Source organism: Shewanella sediminis HAW-EB3 (genome assembly GCF_000018025.1).
GTDB classification, from domain to species: Bacteria; Pseudomonadota; Gammaproteobacteria; order Enterobacterales; family Shewanellaceae; genus Shewanella; species Shewanella sediminis.
The window spans coordinates 4007219-4029731 of the sequence record NC_009831.1; the positions used below are offsets into that span (position 1 = coordinate 4007219).

Annotated in this window: 16 protein-coding genes; 9 read left to right on the forward strand and 7 right to left on the reverse strand. The window is 44.5% G+C overall.

The window, feature by feature from the left end; genetic code table 11:
* Positions 1 to 172: 172 nt before the first annotated feature.
* On the reverse strand, positions 173 to 712 hold the full coding sequence (locus SSED_RS17245) for a YfaZ family outer membrane protein (protein ID WP_012143631.1): 540 nt from the start codon (positions 710 to 712) through the stop codon (positions 173 to 175).
* A 279-nt stretch (positions 713 to 991) separates the two neighbouring features.
* Here SSED_RS17245 and SSED_RS17250 point away from each other — a divergent pair, with 279 nt between their 5' ends.
* A complete protein-coding gene (locus SSED_RS17250) occupies positions 992 to 1477 on the forward strand; it encodes a glutathione peroxidase (protein ID WP_012143632.1) in 486 nt (161 codons plus the stop codon).
* 605 nt (positions 1478 to 2082) lie between these two features.
* On the opposite strand, the gene SSED_RS17255 is transcribed toward SSED_RS17250, so the two are convergent.
* Positions 2083 to 3876: a M1 family metallopeptidase gene (locus tag SSED_RS17255; RefSeq protein ID WP_012143633.1), complete on the reverse strand. Its 1794-nt coding sequence runs from the start codon at positions 3874 to 3876 to the stop codon at positions 2083 to 2085.
* Positions 3877 to 4084: 208 nt separating this feature from the next.
* Here SSED_RS17255 and SSED_RS17260 point away from each other — a divergent pair, with 208 nt between their 5' ends.
* The gene (locus tag SSED_RS17260; RefSeq protein ID WP_083758955.1) at positions 4085 to 4915 is read left to right on the forward strand and encodes a collagenase; all 831 of its coding nucleotides are present in this window, start codon (positions 4085 to 4087) and stop codon (positions 4913 to 4915) included.
* Between the two features lie 1717 nt (positions 4916 to 6632).
* Here SSED_RS17260 and SSED_RS17265 read toward each other — a convergent pair.
* From SSED_RS17265 to SSED_RS17280, 4 genes are all read right to left on the reverse strand, one after another.
* Positions 6633 to 7604 carry a PstS family phosphate ABC transporter substrate-binding protein gene (locus SSED_RS17265; RefSeq protein WP_012143635.1) on the reverse strand — a complete coding sequence of 324 codons (972 nt, stop codon included), beginning with the start codon at positions 7602 to 7604 and terminating at the stop codon, positions 6633 to 6635.
* A gap of 237 nt (positions 7605 to 7841) precedes the next feature.
* Positions 7842 to 9161 (reverse strand): phosphate regulon sensor histidine kinase PhoR, encoded by a 1320-nt coding sequence (phoR, locus tag SSED_RS17270; RefSeq protein ID WP_012143636.1) that lies wholly within the window; start codon positions 9159 to 9161, stop codon positions 7842 to 7844.
* A 95-nt stretch (positions 9162 to 9256) separates the two neighbouring features.
* Positions 9257 to 9946, reverse strand: a complete 690-nt coding sequence (phoB, locus tag SSED_RS17275; protein WP_012143637.1) for a phosphate regulon transcriptional regulator PhoB — start codon at positions 9944 to 9946, stop codon at positions 9257 to 9259.
* Positions 9947 to 10192: 246 nt separating this feature from the next.
* A complete protein-coding gene (locus tag SSED_RS17280) occupies positions 10193 to 11137 on the reverse strand; it encodes a porin (protein ID WP_012143638.1) in 945 nt (314 codons plus the stop codon).
* A 291-nt stretch (positions 11138 to 11428) separates the two neighbouring features.
* Here SSED_RS17280 and rdgC point away from each other — a divergent pair, with 291 nt between their 5' ends.
* Positions 11429 to 12340 (forward strand): recombination-associated protein RdgC, encoded by a 912-nt coding sequence (rdgC, locus tag SSED_RS17290; RefSeq protein WP_012143640.1) that lies wholly within the window; start codon positions 11429 to 11431, stop codon positions 12338 to 12340.
* A gap of 84 nt (positions 12341 to 12424) precedes the next feature.
* On the opposite strand, the gene SSED_RS17295 is transcribed toward rdgC, so the two are convergent.
* Entirely contained in the window at positions 12425 to 14221 is a 1797-nt protein-coding gene (locus SSED_RS17295; RefSeq protein ID WP_012143641.1) for a M61 family metallopeptidase, read from the reverse strand.
* A 175-nt stretch (positions 14222 to 14396) separates the two neighbouring features.
* On the opposite strand from SSED_RS17295, the gene SSED_RS17300 reads away from it, so the two are divergent.
* The 6 genes from SSED_RS17300 to SSED_RS17325 all read left to right on the forward strand — a co-directional run bounded on the left by SSED_RS17300 (position 14397) and on the right by SSED_RS17325 (position 22313).
* Positions 14397 to 16553 carry a tetratricopeptide repeat protein gene (locus SSED_RS17300; protein WP_012143642.1) on the forward strand — a complete coding sequence of 719 codons (2157 nt, stop codon included), beginning with the start codon at positions 14397 to 14399 and terminating at the stop codon, positions 16551 to 16553.
* A 312-nt stretch (positions 16554 to 16865) separates the two neighbouring features.
* Positions 16866 to 18422, forward strand: coding sequence for a GGDEF domain-containing protein (locus SSED_RS17305; RefSeq protein ID WP_041421768.1), 1557 nt, complete (start codon positions 16866 to 16868; stop codon positions 18420 to 18422).
* Between the two features lie 109 nt (positions 18423 to 18531).
* Positions 18532 to 19884, forward strand: coding sequence for a nucleotide 5'-monophosphate nucleosidase PpnN (ppnN, locus tag SSED_RS17310; protein ID WP_012143644.1), 1353 nt, complete (start codon positions 18532 to 18534; stop codon positions 19882 to 19884).
* Between the two features lie 110 nt (positions 19885 to 19994).
* Positions 19995 to 20762 (forward strand): flap endonuclease Xni, encoded by a 768-nt coding sequence (gene xni / locus SSED_RS17315; RefSeq protein ID WP_012143645.1) that lies wholly within the window; start codon positions 19995 to 19997, stop codon positions 20760 to 20762.
* Between the two features lie 159 nt (positions 20763 to 20921).
* The gene (locus SSED_RS17320; protein ID WP_012143646.1) at positions 20922 to 21335 is read left to right on the forward strand and encodes a DUF3192 domain-containing protein; all 414 of its coding nucleotides are present in this window, start codon (positions 20922 to 20924) and stop codon (positions 21333 to 21335) included.
* A gap of 450 nt (positions 21336 to 21785) precedes the next feature.
* Complete coding sequence (locus SSED_RS17325; RefSeq protein ID WP_012143647.1) at positions 21786 to 22313, forward strand: hypothetical protein; 528 nt, start codon at positions 21786 to 21788, stop codon at positions 22311 to 22313.
* Positions 22314 to 22513 lie beyond the last annotated feature (200 nt).

Consider the following 22513-nt stretch of genomic DNA (forward strand, 5'->3'; position numbering starts at 1 on the left):
AACTTAATAGGTCATATTTACTGAGTTTAAAATATTGGAGGGGGAATTGGGGTGCTGGCGACACTCGCATGTCAGGAAGGATAGCCGCGTAACAATCCTATGATTGGGACTGTTACGCAGAATAAATGCGATTTTTCAGCCTATTGATAAATTGGCTAACTCTATACCAAGCTTAGAAACTCGCCTGTCCACCGATATAGAAGCCACTATCAAATGTTGAGTTTGAGGCATTGTCGTACTGGAAACGAATATTCCTGTAACCTGCAAATAACGCCAGATTCGGATTGAGTTTAAACTGCACCTTGCTGTCTAATTCGTACTGGCCATCGACGCTACCGAAAGAGAGTACCGTTGGCGCGTAATAACCTGAAGCATGAAATGATACATTAGAGCCTAAGTCCATTGCATAACGACCACCAATTCCCACGACACTGCCATTTGCACTCTGTTTTGCCCAGACATAGGAATATTTAGCTCCTATTTCAAAATGATGTATGCCTGCATCGTGCTCTATGTGCATGGCTGTGGATGCAAGGTGGCCGCCATCGTTAGAGTAGATATAACCCACAGAGGCATTGGAGTGTTTGTTAAGATCGAAGATAAGATCGGTGGAGATCACATTATCATTCAGGCCAAGACTAAAATCATTGGCATGAGCGGTAATGGAAACACTGGATAGAAGGAGTGCGCAACCCCACATTTTAAGTTTCATATAAACCTCAGTTTTTCGTTTTCACAATAATACCAAAAACGCTACCACCAAAATATATATCATTGTTTTAAAAAGATAAAAAACAATAGAAACAAACAAGGCAGTAATTAAATATTCACATTCAGGTTAAGTTCACAACATTCAATCAAAGGTCGGGCACCATGTGACAGGCTGTATCGCGGCGTTCAGCGCTACGAAACGCCAATTGAGTTGCGCGCAACTCACTTGCGCACAATGGTCTATGTTGTTATATTAAACAAAACAGATGAGGAAAAAGAGATGACGACATCCATTTATGATTTTTCGGTCAAGGATATTCAGGGAGAAGCAGTTTCGCTTTCTCAATTCAAAGGCAAGGTACTGCTCATAGTTAATACCGCCAGTGCTTGTGGTTTCACGCCTCAATATAAAAGCCTGCAGGCGCTCTACGAAAAGTATGGACCAGATAATTTCGTCATACTGGGGTTTCCCTGTAATCAATTCGGTGAACAAGAGAGCGGTAGTGAAGATCAAATTCAATCTTTTTGTGAATTGAACTTCGGGGTCAGTTTCCCACTGTTTGAAAAAATAGAGGTCAATGGCGAAGGAGCGCACCCGCTATATCAATATATGAAATCATCGGCTAAAGGCATATTGGGCAGCGAAGGGATAAAGTGGAATTTTACTAAATTCTTAATCGATGCAGACGGAAAGGTTCTCGAGCGTTACGCCTCAACCACTAAACCCGAATCGATAGAAAAGAGAATAATTAGTTTACTTGAATAAACAATAAGATAAATAAATTCGTGCAAAAAACCACAAAAAACATGATTACTTTTTGAACTTTTACGTCTCTGGAGCATCAAAATATATGAACAGCGAAATGCTTTTTCTTGTTCATCATTCTCCCGGGACTTCTAGCGCGGTCCCCTTGATCTTTCGAGATCATCAGGCAGCCAGATGGTTGCCCTTTTTTTGCCTGCAGCATTTGTCTGCAACAAGAGCACGCCGAAGAATTTTGATCGATTCAAAAAGATTTTTTAAACTATTTATTACCCGATTTGAACTTTTCGCCATAGTGACACTCTGAATATATGTAGCGAGTTAAGTGTTACATGTTAATGTTTTCATCATGGTTCATCACCTCCCTTTAGGGTCTCAACTGAGTTCCCGCAGGAAGAGTTAAGCAGACTGCTAGCGCTAATTGCTTATCGATTCCAGATACTGATTCTTATTAAGAATGTTATGGCATCCCAACTCGATAGAGAAAATGGATGCCATTTTTTTTGTCTGTTTAAAGCAGTGATAAGTGCAGTAGCCCCAGGAAACGGACAGACTAACCACACAGCTCACGGCAGCTTACCAAACCGATGAATCGAACTTAATACGGTTTATGACGAGGTAAATTTTAAACTCTTATCCAGTTGAACCACGATAGATGGGTGATAGCCCTTTCTGGCCTTATCATAAATTGCTTTAATCTCTGTATCGTAACCCGCCACCTGAAGTTCAGAGAACAGAGGTCTGACAAACTTACCTCGCCCGATCCGAATTAAGTACTCCGTCAGTGCAGGAAGGACCGGGTCATAATGGTTTCGAATCGCCACACGGAACCAGTCACAAGCGATTTCAGCATTGGTAGACGCCGTTAATTTGAAGCAATCATCTAACTCCATCAACTGGGCCTGCGGTAATACTTCCGGCAAACTAGTCAGGAAATATTGCCAATGGTGTACACGCCAACTCTGCGTCGCTAATGATTCGGCGCTAGCCCCTTTCAACCACATTGAAAGTGCAACATCGACCTTATCAAGACTATCCGATTGAGGAGGTGTAAAGCACGAAGGCATACCACAGCCATAGATCCACTCTAACAACTCAGCCTCGGTAATTTTATCGGCGTGTTGGATCAGTAACGTATCTCTGGCGTATTCAACAAACACTTCGGTCGTTATCGCCTGAAATGCGAAATGCTGAACATAGTGATAGAGAAACTTATCGAATACCTCTCTACCTAGTCGTTTCTCGAGATCGTGAACAAACATTGACGCCTTGTCATAGGTAAAGCGATTGAAGGCATCATTGGGATCTTGTGTCTGTACATTCGCGGGGAGGTTTTGAGCTTCAAATGCCGTTGTCGCCAGCTCCTCCTTTAAGCGTCCATACTCTATGACGACTTCAAGCTCCGCCTGCTCTTTACCGAATACCGCCTCGACTATCCGGTTAGTGAAGTAGGTCGTAAAACCTTCGTTCAGCCAGAGATCTCGCCAGGTGGCGTTGCTGACTAAGTTTCCGGTCCATGAGTGTGCCAACTCATGGGCAACGGTGGACACTAAACTCTTATCGCCCGCAATCAAGGTCGGGGTGATGAATGCCAGTCGTGGGTTCTCCATCCCCCCAAACGGAAAACTGGGCGGCAATACAATCATGTCATATCGCCCCCAGGGGTAGGGCCCTAGCAAGGATTCGGCAATTTCAACCATCTTCTCGGTGTCTTCAAACTCTTTTACTGCAGCGGCCAGCACTTCCGGTTCGGCATAGACACCGGTTCGCTCTCCAATTTTGCCAAAGGCAAGCTCTCCCACCGCTATCGCTAACAGGTGAGTCGGCATCGCCTTCTCCATCGAGAAGGTAAACAGCCCGTCTAAATCCGCACCGGCATCGTTCATCGCACTCATAACGGCGCGCATGCCAAGTGGCACGGTAACACTGGCTTCGAAGGTTATTCGGGCCTTGGGGCTGTCTTGCAGTGGGATCCAACTTCTTGCATTAATCGGTTGAGATTGGCTAAACAGAAATGGCAGTTTTTTACCGCTGGTTTGCTCCGGCGTCAGCCATTGTAAACCTTGTGCATCGGGGGAAGTAAGGTAATGCACCCTGACCTTAGTTGTTGCCGACTTCAATGCAATATTCAGTCTCTGTCCTAAGACTGAGTCCTCTCTATCTATGTTAAAGGCTAACAGCTCTTCATTATCATCCACCACCTTAATAATCGATAGTTCGCGCAGATCCAACCAAAGTTCACGACAGGATTTGTCGATAAACTCCAGATCGAGTTCGGCAACACCCGATAACTGCTTAGAGTGAAAATCGACATCGAGTGTAAGTGCAAGGTGTCGAACTCTGACTTCATCTACGTTGGCGAATGAATGATAGTCGTGATTGTTATCCCATCGATTTGGCACTGGTTCTTCCTTTTAAAAGCGGCAGAGTAAGAGACTTCTTATCGTTTTAAATATATTACATTAGGTTTGGTTGTCATGGTAATTGACATAAATACACTAAGATGAAACACTTGGCGGATATTGTATACAAAAGCCATTTTTGAGGAAACATTTAGTGAACAGAACTCATTTACTCCCTATCACCGGCATCTTATGTTTGTGCTCATCTATGGTACAAGGCCAGGAAATTGCGCCATTACCTGAAGTGTTGATACAGAACCATGCATGCAGCGACACCATAGTGATCCGCTCTCAAGCATTGACGAAAACTCAGATAGAGCAAGCCTGTGAACTAATGAGTAAGCAGGAGGTTAAGTTTCATCAGCTTTTTGGTACTCAAGGTAAACCGGTAACGAATGATAATAATGTGAGCATGCGAGCGAATGTCTACCACTCCAGTGACGATTACAAGCGCTATGTGACGGCTCATTTCGATGTGCCCAGTGACAATGGCGGCATGTTCTTAGAGGGGTTACCACACAAGGCTGACAATCAGGCAGAATTTGTTGCCTATGAAAAAAAGGGGCAGATCTGGAACCTGGCACATGAATATGTGCACTATTTAGATGGGCACTTCAACTTGTATGGTGATTTTTGTGCATCACTGCATGACTCCCACAGCGCCCCCGAATACTGCCCCAAACCAGCACCTCTGCTCCCCCACTTAGTGTGGTGGAGTGAAGGGTTAGGCGAGTACATCTCTCATGGCGATGATAATGCACCAGCCATTGCCATAGCGAAGAGACCCACCAGCGAAGGGAAAAACTATCAACTGAGTGAGCTGTTTAACACCAGCTATGAGAAAAATGGCGGCGGTGAGCGTGTCTATCGGTGGGGCTATCTCGCTGTGCGCTTTATGATGGAGCAACATAAAGATAAGGTCGATACCATGCTTTCTTTTACCCGTAAGGGCGACTATCCAAGATATCAAGCCCTGGTTAATGAGTGGGGAACCAGCATGGATGAGGAGTTCCAGAGCTGGTTAAAGAGATTAAGTTAAGCCCTCTGTTTCCAATAGTTTTAAAAGATATAAGAAAATAGATAAAAAAAAGGGATGAAAGATTGAACCAATTAAAAAATGGTCTGTCTTATTTTATGAATCCGTTACATTGCATCATTTTTTGTTTTGTTACCGTTCATCATCATTCTCCCTTGGTAACCTGTTTGGGTTATCTAAAGAAGGCTCAGGCCCTGCTAGCGCTCAGTCAGACTCTTCTTTTTAAGTTTATCGAACTTTTTATGGCAACCCGATAAGGGTTGCCATTTTTTTTGCCCGCGACTCTCATTACGCTCTTCTCGTTACCCGCTTCTAGTCCCCTCTTCTAATGAATAGTGCAGCACTAATACCAATCGGTATAACCGCCTTTCAAAGAGAGTAAGCCCGGCATATAAACAATTTTGAACTTTTTAGATATTTTTAACTATTTTAACTATTGCTATGAACTTTTTAAATTTGCTGCACTCTGAGTATATGAACCGAATTTATGGCTTCGATGGTTAACACTTAATAATTATCGATTACCGCTTTTTCACTGTTCATCATCATCTCCCTTGGTAACCTGTTTGGGTTATCTAAAGAAGGCTCAGACATTGCTAGCGCTCAGTCAGACTCTTCTTTTTAAGTTTATCGAACTTTTTATGGCAACCCGATAAGGGTTGCCATTTTTTTTACCCATTTTCCATCTCCGGTCCGGCTCGATTGATGACGCACCACAGTTTTAAAAGATCGCCGCAGCGCTAACGAACCATCGCGCCTCTAACTTACCGCACCGCCTCACCGAACTGTCAGCTCCGTATTGAGATAAAATAGCGAGATAAAAATAGCGAGATAAAAAATAGTGAGATCTTATTTATTTTAACTATTTCAGATAAACCAATGAACTTTTTAAGCTGACAGCACTCTGAGTATATGAACCGAATTTATGGCTTCGATGGTTAGCACTAGTAAATTATTAGTTATCTAGTTATCGATTACCGCTTTTTCACTGTTCATCATCATCTCCCTTGGTAACCTGTTTGGGTTATCTAAAGAAGGCTCAGACATTGCTAGCGCTCAGTCAGACTCTTCTTTTTAAGTTTATCGAACTTTTTATGGCAACCCGATAAGGGTTGCCATTTTTTTTGCCCGTTTTCCATCTCCGGTCCGGCTCGATTGATGACGCTTCACCGTTAAAAAAGATCGCCTCAGCGCTAACAAGCCGCCGTGGCTCTAACTCACCGCACCGCCTCACCGATCAGGCGGAGCCACATCAAGATTATAAATAGTGAGTTTTTATTATCTGTTTTAACTATTTCTGATAAACCAATGAACTTTTTAAGCTTGTTGCACTCTGAGTATATGAACCGAATTTATGGCTTCGATGGTTAACACTTAATAATTATCGATTACCGCTTTTTCACTGTTCATCATCATCTCTACTTTTTGGTAGTTTCTAGCGCAACTGCCCACCTAATTCCAAATCTTGGAACTTGTAACGACCTTAATCGGGTCGTTTTTTTTTGCCTGAAATTTGAAAGATAAAGAAAGGTGCGAGGTGCGAGGTGCGAGGTGCGAAAAAGTATTCGCGACTAAAGCCGCTCCTACAAGGATTGAGAATGGCGGGAACATAATATTTTTGTCTAAACAATAAAAGGCCTCTTATGAGGCCTTTTAAATAGCATTCTTTAAAATCGAATGAGTGCCCGAATATAAAATTCAGTGCTTAGTGCTTAGCGGTTTAAAGACGGATACCCGCTTTCTCTAAGTCTTTAGCCGTTACACTGCGAGGTAGTGGAACATAGCCATCTTTCTCAACAATTTGCTGGCCCTGCTTCGACAGTGCAAACTTCAGGAACTCACGGTCCATAGGCGCTAAGTCTTTATTCGGATGCTTATTCACATAAACATAAAGGTAGCGTGACAGAGGATAAGTACCACTTGCAGCATTCGCAGCCGTTGCCTCTATGAACTTAGTGCCCTTCTTAGAGATAGCTACCGCTTTAACGCCAGCCGTCTTATAGCCGATACCTGAGTAACCGATAGCATTCAGCGATTGTGAGACCGACTGAACGACAGATGCAGACCCTGGCTGCTCATTCACATTAGCCTTAAAGTCCCCCTTACAGAGTGCTTTCTTCTTAAAGTAACCATAGGTACCCGACACTGAGTTACGGCCATATAGCTGCACATCTCTGGCAGACCAGCCCCCCTCTAACCCAAGGTCGCCCCAACGCTTAACGTCGCTGCCGCCACACTTATGAGTAGCAGAGAAGATGTTATCTATCTGTTCAATGCTTAACCCTTTGATAGGGTTATCTTTATGAACGAAGACTGCAAGGGCATCGATAGCCACACGAATAGCCGTTGGCTGATAGCCATAATGCTTCTCGAACGCTTCAACTTCATTTGGCTTCATCTTACGACTCATAGGACCAAATTGAGATGTGCCTTCTGTCAGTGCCGGTGGCGCTGTAGAGGAACCTGCCGCTTGAATTTGGATGTTCACGTTTGGATACATCTCTTTAAACTCTTCAGCCCAGAGTGTCATCATGTTTGCCAAAGTATCAGAACCGACCGATGAAAGGTTACCCGATACGCCACTCGATTTTTCATACACAGGTAGCGACTGATCGATTGCAGCCATAGATGCTGCAGAAAATACACTAGCGGCTGTAAAACTAACCGCACTGACAAGCTGTTTCAGTTTCATTCTTTGCTCCAGTATTAAGCGAACTTGCTAGATGTTGACTTGCTAAATGTCGACTAGCCAGATATTGGCTAGCTAGTTAAGTTGCAGTCAGTATCAGTTCCAATGATGACAAGTCTATTACCTTGATATGACACTTAGATGACAAGGAGCAATTTATGAGAATGATTTATCTATTGAGGCGATCATCGAGCTGGTAAAAATAAAAGGGGGAAACGGAATGTACTCCCCTTAACTCATTCACTGCTGTTCATCCAGGATTTCAGTCTTGCTCTCCATAAGATTAGACGGGATAAGGAAACTGAATGTACTCCCCTTGCCCAGCTCACTAGTAACCATAAGTTCGCTCTGGTGGTGACTGAGGGCATGCTTGGTGATCGCGAGGCCCAACCCTGTCCCACCTCTTTGCCGCGTGCGCGCACTGTCGACACGATAAAAACGTTCGGTCAGACGACCAATATGCTGTGGTGCAATACCATCTCCACTATCACTAACACTGAAAATGCCCCCTGTGGCCACCTTTTTCCAGCTGATATCGATTTTACCTCCAGGCTCTGTGTACCTGATGGCATTGGAGATAAGATTAGAGCAGGCGCTACGTAACTCGAGTTCATTGCCATAGAGGTGCAGGTCGGGTTCACAATAGAAACTCAACTCATATTCACCTTGGGACAATGCATTTGCCTCCTCCTTTAATATCTCCATCATGTGGGACATATTAACCGTGAGCGCCAGGTTTATTTCCGCCGAATCTTCGATTCTGGATAGCACCAGTAACTGCTCTACCATAGAGCGCATTCTATTCGTCTGCTGCTGCATCTGCTCCACGGCTTTAATGTTAGGAGAGCCGGGCTCAGCCATTCCCTGCATCATCTCAAGGTAACCTTGCAACACCGTGAGTGGGGTCTTGAGTTCATGGGAAACATTAGCGACAAAGTCTTTTCGCATCCCCTCGAGCTGTCTTACTCTGGTGATATCTCTGGCGATCAACAAAAACTGCCCCGAACCATATCCCATCACCCTAATCTCAAGGACACGACCTTCGGCATGGGGAGATGCGAGTTCCAGTGGCTCTTGATATTCCGCTTTCTTCAAGTAGTTAGCAAAATCCGGGTGACGCAAAAGGTTATCGATACGTTGACCACGGTCTAACGGCCAGACAAAACCAAGCAGCAGCTGAGCGAGTTTATTACACCAGATAATATTGTGTTCAGAGTCGAGCACCACCGCCGCATCAGGCAGTGCCTCCGCCCCCTGCCTGAACTGACCAAGCAGAAAGGCTAGTTGAGACACTCTTTTCCTGTTCTTACCCTGAAGGCGGTAGATACCATTGAATACACCCTCCCAGCTGCCACTGCCGTTGGGAGGAGTTAAACGCCTGTCACGCCATAGCCAAAAGTTGAGTCGGGAGAGTTGACGATAATGCCAAAAAAGTAGCGCGATAGCGCCGATAAGGAGAACCCAAACCACCTGGCCTACAATGAGACCCAGAATAAAACATAACAACAGGTAGGTTATTAACCGGGAAAGCAGTCGGTAACCTGAATATGAATCAAACATATAAATTGCGTGGCCATAAATAGAAGCTGGGCACAAGATAACTTAAATCATCCGGGGTGCCCAACTTAACTTCATTTAATGTAATAGGTATAAAACTAGAGACGCGTAGAGAAGCGATATCCCGCGCCACGGACAGTCTGGATCAATCGGTCGTGTCCCGAAGGTTCGACAGCCTTTCGAAGCCGTCTGATATGTACATCTACCGTTCTGTCCTCTACATAGACATTGGTTCCCCAGACATTATCGAGTAACTGCTCTCGGCTATAAACACGTTCTGGATGGGTCATAAAGAAATGCAGCAACCTAAACTCGGTCGGCCCCATCTCTAATACCTGCTCATCCACCATCACCCGATGGCTGGTGGGATCCAGCATCAGCCCCTGAACATCGATAGGCTCCTCTAAACTTGTTGGCGAACTGCGACGCATCACCGCTTTTATTCTGGCCACCAGCTCTTTGGGAGAGAAAGGCTTGGTTATATAATCGTCGGCTCCCACTTCGAGTCCCCTGACCTTATCCTCCTCTTCACCTCGTGCCGTTAACATGATGATCGGGATCTGACGGGTGAACTCATCCTGACGCAAGCGCTTAGCCAGCTGAATTCCACTCCCCCCGGGGAACATCCAATCTAATAGGATCAGATCAGGATAAGGCTCAGACAGCATCTCTAGTGCCGAATCAAAATCTTCCGCAGCAGTCGTCGTAAAACCGTGCTGTTCCAGTACAAAGGTTAGCATCTCTCTGATGGCTAACTCATCTTCAACAATTAATATCCTAGCAGTCATATGCGATCTTCTATCCGATGAATGTTCACGCGTCTATTATTGGTCAGTAATATTACAAAATTATGATCAACTAACTTTATATTGTCATAAAGCGGCGTGACTTGTCATAAACCCCTCACATTGTCGCACATGAAGAACTAAATTTATCGCAGCAAAAGCAGTTCCGGCAATCGCGTCGATTAATTAGCAGACAAAAACGCAAAAGGAGGCCGAAGCCTCCTTGATTCTTATCGCTGATATTTGAAATTAGAACTTGTGTTCCAGACCCAGGCCGAAGAATTTATCATCATTCTCATCGCCCTCAAAGGCACGGTTCGAGTAGAAGGCAAACAGCTTAGTCGGCTTTCCTAACTTGTAATCACCGCCAACAGACCAGGAATCGCCCTTGTTTTCCATATCCTGATACTGAGCCTTCAAGACTACCGCATCGATCTTATACGCCGCACTCAAGAGGTAACCTGTATCACTGTCGTTAGATACGGCTTGACCATCGTCGAAGGTCTTCTCCTGCTGCTGGTACATACCACCAATTTTAAGGCCTGCAATTTTGCCCTGTACACTTGCACGAACAATTTCGTAGCCTTTGACATCTGAGTCATAGGCAATCGATGCATAGACAGGAGACTTCTTTAACTTGGAATCACCATACATGGCCGCAACACTGAAACCATCCTGGCCTTGCTGGTCGCTATCGCCTTCGGCTGCGTAGGTGACACCAAGCTTAAATCCACTGAAAGAGGGAGTGATATAAGTGGCCGTCTGAGCCAGACGGTTCTCACCCTTAAACAGGTTTTTCAAATCACCGGAAAGGTCGTTGAATTGATCTATCTTACCCTGTGATTGCTTTAACATAGTGTCGTTACGACCCACAGACACGGCACCAAAGCTGCCTTTAAGGCCCACGAATTGATTACGTGCCTTGAAGTTCTCTTTCGTATCATCACCGGTATCGACTTCATACTCGATAGTGTAAAAAGCTTCCAAAGAGTTACTCAATTCAAATGTCCCCTTTGCGCCGAAGCGAGAGGCATTACTCTGAATCGTTGTTGTAGCATCACCACCGACATCATTAGACTGAGCCGTTACGTTCAACTTACCGTATACAGTGAGCGGCTCAGCAGCATGTGCAGAAGCCAGAGTTGCAGTAGCAAGAGCAGATGCCAGTAAAGTTTTACAGAAAACGTTCATCATTAAATCCTTTCGACGTATCAGTTCGTCTTGGTTATTGGTTTGGACGGCCGAAAGTTTGCAACGTTTCTGTTTCAGTTTTATTTCAACTCCACTCAGCTTTGTTAAACAAGAACGAAATTCAAGCAGTGGAACCTTTGAAAGCCTTATCTACCAAGGGCTACAGCAGCAATTTTTCGAATATGACAGTTTCATGAATTATGCTGAGCATTGCTATATGGATAAGTTTTTTGCGGTTTACCCGAGCTGGCCAATGGCTTACACTGCGCCTTTATTTATGATTGAGCGCTTATTATGTGGTTTAAAAATCTGACTGTTTACCGTTTTAATAAACCTTTCTCTGTTGATACAGAAGCTCTTGAAAAGTCATTGGAAGACTTCACATTCTCTCCATGCTCAAGCCAAGACATCAGCAAGTTCGGTTTTTCCAATGCACTTGGAAAACAAGGCCAAACACTGGTACACAGTGCCAGTGAAAGACACCTTATCTGTGCAACAAAGGAAGAGAAGATCCTTCCTTCACAGGTGATAAAAGAAGCACTCGAAGATAAAGTTGCTCAAATTGAAGCCGAGGAAGATCGCAAACTGGCAAAGAAAGAGAAAGATGCAATGAAAGAGGAGATCGTCATGACTCTGCTTCCTCGTGCATTCACTCGCCGCAGTCAGATCCGCGCACTGATCATTCCGGAAATTGAGATGATTCTCGTCGATAGCTCAAGTGCTGCTAAGTCAGAAGAGTTACTGGCTCTGCTACGTAAAGCCCTGGGCTCACTTCCTATCATTCCGTTAAGTTTTAAGACCCCAATCGAGACTCAGTTAACCGAATGGTTAAAAGGAAACTCGACTCCGGCTCCTTTTATCATGCAGGATGAAGCCGAACTTAAAACTGACTCCGATGAGGGCGGCATCGTTCGCTTTAAGCAACAAGACCTCACCGAAGATGAAGTGCTCGCTCACATTGAAGTGGGTAAGCAGGTTCACAAGCTGGCTCTGTATTTCGGCCAGTCTATCGCCTTCCTGCTGCAGTCTGATGCCGGGATTAAACGTTTAAAGTTCTCTGAAGAGTTCAGAGCGGGCAACGATGAGGTCGGCACTGAAGATCCTATGGCGCGCTTAGATGCAGACTTTGCCTTAATGGGCAGTGAGCTTATCGCCTTGATGAACTCATTAGTCGAAGTGCTCGGCGGTGTAGAAGACAGCATTTAATACGTTACATGCTGTAAAAAAAGGCGCCTAAGGCGCCTTTTTACTAACTCAACTAACTCAACTAACTCAACTAACTCAACTAACTCAAGATTTTAGCAGCCCTTTCCTATCGAAAGGCCAATCTATGCCTGACCAAGCCTCAAAGAAGGCCTTCTGACTACGGCTTGGCTTTTTCACACTCTTAAGCATTAACTGCCCACTTTGCTGCTCGCCTAAGGTTAAGAGCACAGATTTAAGCCTGTCATCACTAAACAGAGTGATCTCAATCTGGCCGCCGGCTTTAAAGTCTTTAATGCGTGCATCGAAGCCTTTCGCAGTGACCTTAAGACCGTTGATGGCAACAATCTCATCGCCGGCGACAATCCCGGCATTCCATGCAGGGCTATCCCTCAACACTTGAGTCAAAATAAGCGAAGAGTCGGGTTTCATCCCTGTATATGGGATGCTTTTCGAATCTTTTGAGTAATCCATCTTTAACCCGGCTTTTTTCAGCAAAGCTGGAAAGTCCAGACTCAATGGCGAATTAATATGTGTTTGCCACCAGGCGTTATAATCTTCGCCGGTCAACTTCATTAGTATCTGCTGCACATCCGATACATCGAAGCCTGCCGGTACCCTGTGGTCACGATAGAGTGCTTTATGCAGATCTCTGTAGGAGTGCTTCAAACCTGACTCATCTAAGAGAGAAAAATCGAGGGCCAGTGAGGCGAGAACCCCCTCTGAGTAGATATTAGCACTGTGATTAATGGCATAATCACCATCGCCGCTGGACCACTGATTGACACTCGCCTCGGCAACAGACTGGACCTCCCGACCCGGCGTTAACTCATTTTTGGCAATACGTTTGGCCAGATCGTCAAAAAACTCCTTCACAGTGATCACCCCGGCGCGAAGGAGTAACTGACTCTGAAAATAGCTGGTAGAGCCTTCCGATAACCATAAGAGTTCAGACATATTCTCTTTTTGGTAATCGTAAGGCACCAACCCCACAGGGCGATATGCCTTTACGTTCCAGGTATGAACAAATTCATGGGAAGCCGTTTTAATAAAACCTAAATAATCTTTTCGTTCACGGAAGCTGAACCTGGGACGTTGAATAATCGTCGAGTTCAGGTGTTCCGTAGCCCCACTGACACCGCTGGTCGCGTGGACCATATAGACATAACGCTCGAAAGGATATCCCTCCCAAATCGCATTAGCTTGACCACTAAGCTTGGTCAGATCAGCCACCATCTTATCAAGATCGTAGTTCCCCTCTCCCCAGACAACGAGTTCATAATCACGCCCATCGGCGCTAAACTGTCTATGATGGTTTATCCCTGTCTCTATCGGTGAGTCGACTAACACATCGTAGCTGGTGCCAACAAACGAATGTGCTTGTTCGCCTTTTGCCATCCCCGAATAACTTCGCCAACTGTCAGGCACCTGCATCGACACAGTTATCGCTTCATCTCTGAACTCGGGACTGTAGACAAACACGCCACTGGCATCCAAAAATGCGTGAGTCCCATCGATATGTGCAACTCTTTCTCCCAGCTGATTAGCATGTAGCTGATATGACACTGAAACCGCAGTCGGCTGAGTTAACCCGACTTGCCACTCTCCACTCGCCATACGAACAACGGGCAGTGGCTGACCCGCTTCATCCTTGGCAGAAAAGGATCGGATGCTATCGGCCAGAGGCAATACTTGATACTTGCCTGTACGCCAAACCGGTAAGTTGACGGTAAAGTGACTCGAACTCGTTTTAGGGAAATTAACCTCCACGCTTGCACTGTGGTGCAGTGGCTGGGTCAGATCGATTCGGTAACTCACTTCGGCTTGAATGGTCGCAGAGAATAGTCCGCTAAAAGTTAAAATCAATGGGACAACAGGTTTCACTCTTGCTTCCTTCTGTTATTATTGTTTTTATTTTTAAGATGTTCGGACGAAGAGTATAACACTCGCACTTCCGTATCTGGCAGTTCGACACAAGTTGCAACAAAAACAATATTTAATTAACTGCAGTCGCTCTAACACCGCAAGTCCCTATAAGAGGGCGAGGTATCGATATTCTATGCGCACCATTCTTATTGCAATCACTCTCTTTCTATTCAGTAGCTTAGCCTATGCTCAAGATCATAAGGCCATTGAGATAAAGTTCAGAGAGGCACCGATCCAGCTCTTTGAAGAGGTTATCGCATCGGTATCCTTACCTATCCAGGCCAATACCAGTGCCGAATTTAGCAAAGTTTCGAGTGAGCAAGGCTATACCGTTGATGAGTTAAAACAGAAGATGCAGTTACTGGCGCGCCTGTATCTGGACACCAGCATCAAAGAAAAGAATAAATACACAAAAGCAGAATCCCTGCTCAAACTACTCGAAGTCATAGGCACCACAACCTATGACCAAGCTTACCTTCAGATGTTAACAGGGCGCTACATAGCCAGAAGCACTCGCGATTACAAGAAGGCAATACCACATTACGAACAATCGATTAACACCATATTACCCGAACAAGAGATCAAATCTCAGCTGCTGAAACTACTCGCCTATGACAATCTGGGCGACTTAAACAGAATCATACGACAGGATAAGCCGGCATTGGTTTATCTTAATCAATACCGGGAGATGGCCTATCAACTCAGGGACGATTATTTTATTGCCCAAGCCGAGGCCTCTCTTGGAAGCTATTACAACAAGCGTGACCAACTCACGGACGCGGTACAACATTACAGCGAGGCCTTGAGACTCTCGAATAGACAAAATAGGCCTTTTTTAAAAGCCGACCTTCAACTTAAAATCGCCCGGGTCTATCGTGATTTAGAGCTTTGGGATGATGCGCTTCAATATGCTCATGAAGCCGCTCAGGCTTTCGAGAAGCTCGAAAAAAACGGCTACCGCTCTAATTGTATGACGGTTATCGCTATGATATATGCGAACCAGGGAGACTGGAATCAAGCCATTGATTATTACCTGAACGCCCAACAACTCGACTTACAAAACCAAAACATTACGGCTCAAGCGTTAAACTTCCATAATCTGGGCGAAGCCTATTTTAACAGTGGTAATAGCACCACTGCGTTAGACTTTTTACTTAAATCGAACGCACTTTTCGTGGAAAGGAAAAGTAAACACTATCAAGTCTATAGTGATCTGTTAATCGCTCAAGTTGCTGTGGCAGATAAAAAATGGCAACTGGCAGATAAGCACGCAACATCAGCACTATCAATAGCCGAAGCCCTCTCTCTCAGACAAGAACAGATTGAAGCCCTCGAATACTCCGTTAAGGCCTTAAGAGGGTTAAAGCAGTATGACAAGGCATTTAACCTAACAGATAAACTGATAGCCCTGAGTCAAATGGAGCAGGAAAAGGTGGTAACCAAAGAGAGTTATACACCTTCGATCCTTGCCGAGCAGAAATTAAAACTTAAGCTAAATCAAATCAAGACAGAACAGAGTCAACTCAACAAGCAGTTGGAACGCTCTCGAATCATCCTTATCACTGTGATGATTGCGGCGATATTAATCTCCCTGTTCTCTTTTAATCAATGGCGCATGAGGGAAATATTATCTACCGAACTAGCCCATGCCAATGAAATCAATAATCTGGAGCCAATTAGCGCACTCCCAGGCTACAGAGGCTTCATCGAGGAGCTTAATACTCATCGAACAGAGAAACCTAAAGCCATCGCATTGATATCCTTGAGAAACCAGATGAATAACGATATACATCAAGGGCTTGAGGAAAGTTCAAATATAAATAAGATTCAAATGGAAGCCATATCACAGTGTTTTTCAGGTAAGGTTTTTCTGGTTAGACCCGGATTGTTTGTAATATCGGTCAGAGAGCCTATTCAAGCGGGACTACTACTGGAAAAATGCAGTAACGCAATCGATAAGGTCCATGGAGACACCTGCATTCATATGGGCTACCTTCCGATGCCTTTGTTGAGCGATCCTCAAATAAAACTCACTCCGGAGATCCACTTTGGCGCCTCGCAGATGACGTTAGCGGCGGCGCTCAGCCTGGGGACAGATAAAGACTATTTTGTTACATTAAAAGCCCTTAACTTTGCTCCTTCGGCCATCTTCTCTCCCCCTTTATATCTGCACCTGGAAAAAGGCATTGCTCGAGGACTACTCAAGGTTGAGACCAATGGCGATAAGAAACTGATCTTGTGGCCAAAATGGGAAAGTGATCTGAAATTTCAACATTCAGAAATAGATTGATTAGAATGGTTATAGTCAAATAACTTGAAGATGCAGGACTGAACGAGTCAAGAAGTGACAAGCTTCAAGGTATGAAATAGCAGGAGTCGTTATTCTGGTTTACTATTTCATAATGTAGAAATTGCTTGCTTGTCGCCCTGCCGTGCAGGAGCTCAGAAACTAGCATTACGAAGTGGCTTGGGTATATATGTCTCGATCTCGCAAATGAAATTTGCACTCCAAAGGGATTGCTATACCATTAATGTTACTTAATTGAGTAAAAATCTAAGTATCGCTCACTTTTTGTCTGTACCAACTAGGACGTGATTATCAATGAAGGATTCGATGGCGAGCACATCTCAACTCAGCTTATTAAAGCAAAAGCTCCATTCTGCAAAAGTTGCTCTCGATGAAATGACAGAAGGGAACAATGAAAAGTTGCACACACTGCTGCAATTCATCGGTCACTTGAGCCTTGCTTGCAAAGGACAAAACCTCGAGTTAGATAATAAACTGGCCAAGTTGAGACACCAGCTCAGCAATGCTGACAACGTCGAAGAATCCCTCCCAGAGCTTGTTGAAGTAGAGCAACTGCTTAAGCAACAGTACAACCATGTCATGGTGCAACTCGAAGATAGCCGTGCAAGCCTGTCTCGCGTCATCAGACAGATCCAAAGGGTTGAGTCGGTACCGGATAAAGTAAAGAAAGAGATCAACTACTATAAGAAAGATCTCGCCAAGCCTTTTCATACATTTTGGGACTACATCCCGAAAGTCGAACAACTGGTTGGCTTTTATGAAAGCATATTACAAGAGCAGCTAGCTCAAGGTGATAAGCTCGTTGTTCTACCTAAGCATAGACAGCTGGCCCATGAGCTGGCACATATGATTTCCGAGGTAGAGTTTAGAAAAGATCAGCGTGATCAAGTACTCGTTATCAAAGAAACCCTCTCTAATGAGATCGAAGTCGATAGCTTAATCGACTCTTATCAAGTCATCCTGTCTCTACTTCTTGATAATATTGCACGTGAAAAATCGGCTTCTCAAGAGTTTTTATTCGCCCTCAATGATGCCTTGTCTGCGGTCAGGGAAGTCGTCACCGACTCATACAACAATACCCAACGCAGTTTTCAGTTAAAGAAACAGCTAAACCGTGAGATAAACTCAAGAGTTGATGATGTCGGTGAAGCCATTATTGATATCGATGACATTCATAGCCTTAAATCTCAGGTCACAGAACATCTAGCCTCTATTCGCACCGCCTTGGGCCGCAAGGAAGCATTGGAAGAACGCGAACAGACATTGCTTCGAAAGTCGATGGAGACGATGCGTAAAGAGCTTAATGACCTCAGTAAAGAAGCCAATACCTACAAGGAGCGTCTGTTCGAGCAACAGAAGCTCAACCTGCTCGATTCATTAACTCAGCTACCTAACCGTGCGGCACTCGAAGAGAGAATGGATCAAGAGTTTCGTAATTTTCAGCGCCAAAAACTCCCCCTGTGGGTTGCTGTCGCCGACATAGATCACTTCAAAACCATCAATGACAGTTTCGGTCACAGTACCGGTGATAAAACCTTGCAAGTCATTGCTATGGCACTAAAAAATTCTCTCAGAGATACTGAGTTTGTTGCACGATACGGTGGTGAAGAGTTCGTACTTATCATCCCGGATGTCAATGCCGAAGATATTGATCATCTTTTAAACCGAGTAAGGGAAAAAGTAAAAAGTATTCCTTTTAAGTTTAAAAATCAGAGAATTACAGTTACAGTATCTATAGGTGCTGCACAAATTTTAGAAAATGAGCTTATCAATGAAACGTTTGAAAGAGCCGATGCAGCACTCTACCGAGCTAAACATGAAAGCAGAGACAGAGTTATCATCGACGTGTAAGCCAATTTTATCTAACAAGCTTTCGATATAGAAAATCAGGCTTGTCACCTCGCGTTAAAGGTGCCCTTACAACACATCCTTGAACTCCGGTCACTGCCAAGGAGTTGCTATGATAGTAAAAGTAAGCCCAAGGGGAAGCATGGATCAGCTTTCTCAACTCGAAGTCGATCGTGTCAAACAGAGTGCCAAAAGCGAGCTCTACCAACTTTTTCGCAACTGCTCCCTCGCAGTGCTCGCCTCGGGTATCCAGGGCGATAATGCCGAAGGTCTCTTCAAACAGTTCAGTAACTTTAATATTAATGTCCTGCGCCGTGAACGCGGCATTAAAATCGAACTGGTAAACCCACCGGAAGAAGCCTTCGTCGATGGCAAGATTATCGCAGGTATTCAAGAGCACCTTTTTGCCGTACTGAGAGACATTGTCTATCTCAGTGATAAGTATGAAAACCTCAGGCACATCAATTTAACTAACTCCAGCCATGTCACTAATGTTGTCTTCGACATATTGCGCAATGGACAGGTTATCCCCTTCGAAGATCCAAACGTTGTGGTCTGCTGGGGTGGACACAGCATCAATGCCAACGAATTTCAATACACCCGAGAGGTGGGGTATGAGCTTGGTCTGAGAGAGATGAATATCTGTACGGGTTGTGGACCCGGAGCCATGGAAGGGCCGATGAAAGGCGCCACCATTGGTCATGCGAAGCAACGTATCGGTCAGGCACGCTATATCGGACTCACGGAGCCAAGCATTATTGCGGCTGAGCCGCCAAATCAGATCGTCAATGAGCTTGTCATACTGCCCGATATCGAAAAACGACTAGAAGCCTTCGTCCGACTCGGACATGGCATAGTGATCTTTCCCGGTGGCGCCGGGACGGCCGAAGAGCTGTTGTACCTGTTAGGCATACTGCTTAACAAAGAAAATGAAGAGATGCCTTTCCCGTTAGTATTAACCGGCCCTAAAGAGAGTGCCGAATACTTCATGAGAATCGATGAGTTTATTGCCGCAACTTTAGGTGATGAGGCCCAGAGCAAATATGAGATTGTCATCGATGATCCGGTCCGGGTAGCAAGGATCATGAGCCATGGTATGGATGTGATAAAAGATCATCGTAAAATCTCCGGAGACTCCTATCAATACAATTGGTCACTCAAGATTGAACCGGAATTTCAACTCCCCTTTATCCCGACTCATGAGATGATGGGGAATCTGAACTTACACTATCAATCCAATAAGGCCGAACTGGCGGCGAATCTCCGCAGAGCCTTCTCCGGCATTGTCGCCGGTAATGTTAAAATGGAAACCATCAGGAGTGTGGTGAAAGAGGGTCCCTTTGAAATAAAAGGCGATCCCAATCTGATGGCATTATTGGATAAGTTATTGAGTGAATTCGTTAAACAGCAAAGAATGAAGTTACCGGGAACCGAATACGTCCCCTGTTACAAAATCAATACTTAGCCAATGTAGGCTATCGGCAGTGAGCATGACGATAGCCTGATTGAAAAAATGACGGCAACCTGGCTCAACAGTCACTACATCTGATTTAAATCACTTGAAAAATAGGCACGATGAACACATTTTTAATAATTGATGGCATGAACCTGGTTCGCCGAATGCATGCGGCACAACCCAATGAAAACGACGTAAATGGGCTCGATATTCGTGTAGGCTCAGCTTGCAAGAAGCTGGTTAAATACCATCAGCCAACCCACGTTGCAGTCGTATGGGATGGTGATGATATTTCATGGCGAAAACACCTCTTTGAGGACTATAAAAAAGGCCGAAAGCCTATGCCGGAAGCCTTGTCAAACACCCTACCTGCCCTAAAGTCATACCTTGCAGAGCAAGGCGTTAATTCAATTGATGCGGCATCAGAAGCCGATGATGTTATCGCGACCTTAGCGAGTAAATTGGTCGCCAATGGTGGCAAGGCCATCATAGTATCCACCGATAAGGGATTTACTCAACTCAGTGATCCCTATATTCAGAGGTGGGATCATTTCAATCAGCATTACATGACGATTGAAGAGAGAGAGGAGAAGTTAGGCGTAGAGCATTCACAGTTTATCGACTATCTTGCCTTAGCCGGTGATAGTGGAAATAAGATACCCGGGGTGCCCGGCATCGGCCCGAAATCAGCCATCGAGCTGTTAAGAACATTTCGTTCACTGGCCAATATCTATGCGTCGCTGGATAAAATTGGGGCCAAGCAAGCTAAAAAACTTGAAGCGGGCAAACAGATGGCAAGGTTGAGTTATAAATTAGTTCAACTGCAGACCGATATTCCGCTGAATATAAACCTGAGCCAGTTCAGGCTGCCTAATCCGAATGCATAGCCTCCCCCGATGAATGTAAACATTAAGTTACTTGTTTGTGATTCACCAACTACAGCTGATAGGGTATCTTATTACATCTGACTGATTTATGATTTATATTAGTGAGTGTTAGTCTGAAATCGAAATTGTTTGCGTTAATACCAAGGACCAATCGTACCAATGAAATCTAAACTCCCCGTTATAGTCGGTTCTATTTTTGCAGCTTACCTCGCCTTCGTTGCCGTAGTGGTACTCGTCTATGAGCCCACTGTAGATGAGATGGACTGGGAAGACAGACAGGCTTATATCAATGGCAAGCTCACTGAGATCTCAATAGGTCAGTCGATCACTCAAATAAAATCGCTGATGGGAAAGGCTGACTTCTCAGAAGCAAAGATGGTTAACGAATCGACCCTGCAGGTACTCTTCTATCGTACTCACCATACAAAGTCAGATGGTGAAACAACCAGAGATGAGTGCACGCCACTACTGTTCAGAGATCAAAAGCTCATTTCATGGGGCGATGCATCCTATCAGGAGTATCTGAAGCCAATTAAAACCAGTGTCAGCACCAGTAGCAATACCGATATCTGATAGCCTTCGAATGAAGGCTGATTACATTTTTTCTTTGGTTCTTTTTGTATTGGAATGTGTGTTTGAAGGTTGTACCTTCATTGCTGTCTATCGCCTCCGGCGAGGGGATGTGTAGATACTTCTGTGACACGACACAAGTATATCCCTATAGTCACGGACGGTCACAGCCGCATCCACACTGGCTGATTTACAAGAAAGTTATCTCTTCGATTAGGCTTTATCCGCTAAATATCAGCTTGTAGTGAAACCCACTAAAGCCTTATGCAGACCTCATAAACTCCCACGCATCTTTTTATCGGCAGGTTTTAGTATTTTCTATTTCGAAATAAGGAATAATCCTTTTGCAGCAATGAGTTGTAGATGGTAGTTTTACCTAAATATTCAAGCAGCCAAGAACGTTATCGTGCTGCTATTGAGTAAGCTGTTAGCAGTCAATAAATAGGGTTCATCGTGAAGTTTATAAAAGCATTACTAAAAGGGATTATTGCACTTGTTTTGCTCTCAGTCGTAGCTGGTGTCAGCTACTATTTTTATGACGAGAATGAGCAGAAGAAAAAAGATGAAAAAGAGCTCAGTTACGCTACAGATACCGAGTGGGTTTGGCATGATAAATATCATCGCATCCAGATTCGTGAGGTGGAAGGTAAAAGTATTCTTAGAAAGGCCAACTTAAGAAAAGGTTATGTGGTCTATGTGTATAAAAACGAAGATTACAGTCTTAGCGGTTTTGCAAAATTTGTTACTCCATGTAGCGCTAACAAAGAAATTGAAACCGCAGATAAATTCTCAGATGGGACACCGAAGAAACTAAAGTGCAACGAAAAGGGTGATGCTCTGCTTTATTCCGTAAAATGGAATGGAAGCGATACCGATTTTACATGGGAGGAGAGCCTAGGCGGCTTCTCATTGAGAGAAAACTTTACATACTGGGACTTTAGCAAGTTAGATCAAGAAGTAACGTTGGCAAAAGCTCAGTAAACTGTTAACAAGCGCGCCAATTAAGACGCTCGCAAGCTCGCGCTTATTACGCGGGCGTTACCGCACATCTAATTGCCGTAGTTTTCCTAACCAAAAGCTCATGAGTTAGAGGCTAAGCTCTGACTCTTTTGTGTCCACAAACGTGTTTATAACAAAGAACTAAAATCGAAGAGATAAACACTCCAGTGTAGATGCAGCTG